General features: G+C 61.2%; 2 protein-coding genes and 1 pseudogene. All 3 read right to left on the bottom strand.

Features of this window, described 5'->3' with window-relative positions; genetic code table 11:
• A partial coding sequence (locus DBR30_RS22000; RefSeq protein ID WP_308813269.1) for a proton-conducting transporter transmembrane domain-containing protein occupies positions 1 to 489 on the bottom strand: 489 nt, incomplete at its 3' end.
• Positions 486 to 2030, bottom strand: coding sequence for an NADH-quinone oxidoreductase subunit M (nuoM, locus tag DBR30_RS10020; RefSeq protein WP_108541495.1), 1545 nt, complete (start codon positions 2028 to 2030; stop codon positions 486 to 488). The genes DBR30_RS22000 and nuoM, both read right to left, overlap by 4 nt.
• A gap of 98 nt (positions 2031 to 2128) precedes the next feature.
• Positions 2129 to 2593, bottom strand: a pseudogene (locus DBR30_RS10015) (NADH-quinone oxidoreductase subunit L); the annotation flags it as partial.

Raw genomic sequence — 2593 nt, 5'->3', positions numbered from 1 at the left:
AGAGAGCACCATGTATTTCACCGCTGCTTCCAGCGAGTGGCGCTCGCGGTAGGCGTAACCCACCAGACCGAACATCGGCAGGGTCAGCATCTCGATCCCGATAAAGAGAGAGGCGAGGTGACGGGAGCAGGCCAGCACCAGACCACCAGCGGTGGCGATCAGCAGCAGCAGGAAGAACTCTTCCCGGTTGTCTGGGTAGGCTTTCAGCCACGATTGACCGAAGGTGCAGGTGGCCAGGGCGCCGATGAGCACCAGTCCCATATAGAAGACGGCGTAACTGTCCACTTGCAGCAGCGGGGTGACCCCCTGATCCCCCTGAGCCATCACGATGGGCAGCGAGAACAGTGCCAGATTGAGGCCAACAATGGTCACGGTAAAGGCGGTGGTGACACAGCGGCGCCACGCGATGGCCAGCATCAGGGCCGCCATGGCCCCGGTGGTCAACAGCAGGGGAAGCAGTGCCAGCAGTTGGGAAGCGGAGAAAGTCATTGCAGGGCTCCAGCAGTCGGCAGCAGATACCAGTGCAGCACGTTGATAAGGCTGCTGCTGGCGGTATCAATCACGGGTTGGGGATAGAGGCCAAGCAGAACCAGCAGGCCCGCAATCACCATCATCATGGTCAGCTCGCGGCGATCCAGTCCCTTGAGCATGCTCTCATCCTTGGCGGGGCCAAAGCAGGCGCGCTGCAACATGATGAGGGAGTAGACCGAGGCCAGCACCAGACCGAAGGTGGCGACTGCCGTGATGACAGGGGCAACCTGAAAGCTACCGACCAGGATCAGGAACTCGCCGACGAAGTTGCCGGTGCCCGGCATGCCGAGGGACGCCACCGAGAAGAACAGCATCACACCGGGCAGATAGCGCAGACGCCCCCACAGACCCCCCATCTGGCGCAGATCGCGGGTGTGCAACCGCTCGTAGAGTTGACCGCAGAGGATAAAGAGGCCGGCAGCGGAGAGACCGTGGGCGATCATCTGCACCACGGCGCCCTGCAGGGCCAGCTCGCTACCCGAGTAGATGGCGATCATCACAAAACCCATGTGGGAGATGCTGGTGTAGGCCACCAGCCGTTTGATGTCGGTCTGGCCGAACGCCACGATGGCGCCGTAGACGATCCCGATCAGGCCAAGCACCATGGCGTAGGGAGCAAATTCGGCGGACGCTTCGGGGAACAGCGGCAGGGCAAAGCGCAGCAGACCGTAGGCGGCGGTTTTCAGCAAGATCCCGGCCAAATCCACCGAGCCTGCGGTCGGCGCCTGACTATGGGCATCCGGCAGCCAGCCGTGCAGCGGTACCAGCGGCATCTTGACCGCGAAGGCGATAAAGAATCCCAGCATCAGCAGCCACTGAACGCCCTTGCTCATCGGGGTATTGAGCAGATCCAGATAGTTGAAGGTGAAGACACCGGTGGCATGCTGGTGGGTCAGCACCAGCCCGATGATAGCCACCAGCATGATAAGGCCACTCACCTGGGTGTAGATAAAGAACTTGGTCGCGGCGTTGATCCGTGATTTGCCGTCAGTGACCGAGTGGCCCCACAGCGCAATCAGGAAGTACATGGGGACCAGCATCATCTCCCAGAAGAAGAAGAAGAGGAACAGATCCAGCGCCATAAAGACGCCGAGTACGCCACCCAGGATCCAGAGCAGGTTGAGGTGGAAGAAGCCGATGCGTTGCACGATCTCTTTCCACGAACAGAGGATGGCCAGTACCCCGATAAAGCAGGTGAGGATGACCATCAGCAGTGACAAACCATCCACTGCCAGATGCAGGGAGATGCCGAAGCGGGGGATCCAGGGCAGACGCCATTCGGCAGCCCATGGGGAAGCGGCACCAGTGACACCCGTGCTATCGAGGCCGGTGGTGGCAAGAGAGAAATCACCACTTAGCCAGATGGCACAGGAGAGCAGCAGGCTGGCGCTCATGGAGAGGAGGGCAACCCAGCGGACAAACTGCCCGCCGAGACGCTCCATCTGCCAGCAGAGCAAGCCGCCGATAAAAGGAATTAGCAAGATCCAGAGTAAGGTCACGGTATCAGCTCTCGTTCAAGTTCATATGAGATTGCGCTCCCTGTTCCATCAGGGAGAGCAAACAGCCTGGCTGTATGATCGTCCGGTTGTTCATCGCGTTACCCCAGCAACAACAGCGCCAGCACCAGCACGGCGCCGATCCCCATGGAGGCGGCATACCAGCGCAACTTGCCGGTGACTGTCCAGGCCAGCAGCTGGTTGCCCCGCAGGGCAAACCAGGCGGGCAGGCCCATCATCCAGTCCAGCGGGTCGCGGGCCAGCAGTCGGGTCGCCAGCAGATAGGGCTTGACCCACAGCTGGTCGTAGAGCCAGTCAAAGCCCCAGGCGTTGAACCAGAGGGTGCTGAGCAGGCGACCCGGCGCACTGTTGGCAATGGAGGTGGCCAGACGGCGCTCACCAAGGAACAGAAACGCAGCCAGCACAATGCCAGCGATGGCGATGATGCCAGAGGCTACCTCCAGCGCATGGCGACCCTCTTCGATATGGTCCCCCGGGCCTGCGGGTAGTACACCTGCCAGTGGCGGGGTGATCAGCGCGCCGATGCCGGTAGAAAGCACCAGCAG

It is taken from the genome of Aeromonas sp. HMWF017, assembly GCF_003061465.1.
Classification (GTDB): Bacteria; Pseudomonadota; Gammaproteobacteria; order Enterobacterales; family Aeromonadaceae; genus Aeromonas; species Aeromonas veronii.
The sequence above is the reverse complement of the archived record's forward strand: the minus strand, read 5'-3'. Positions and strand labels throughout refer to the sequence as shown.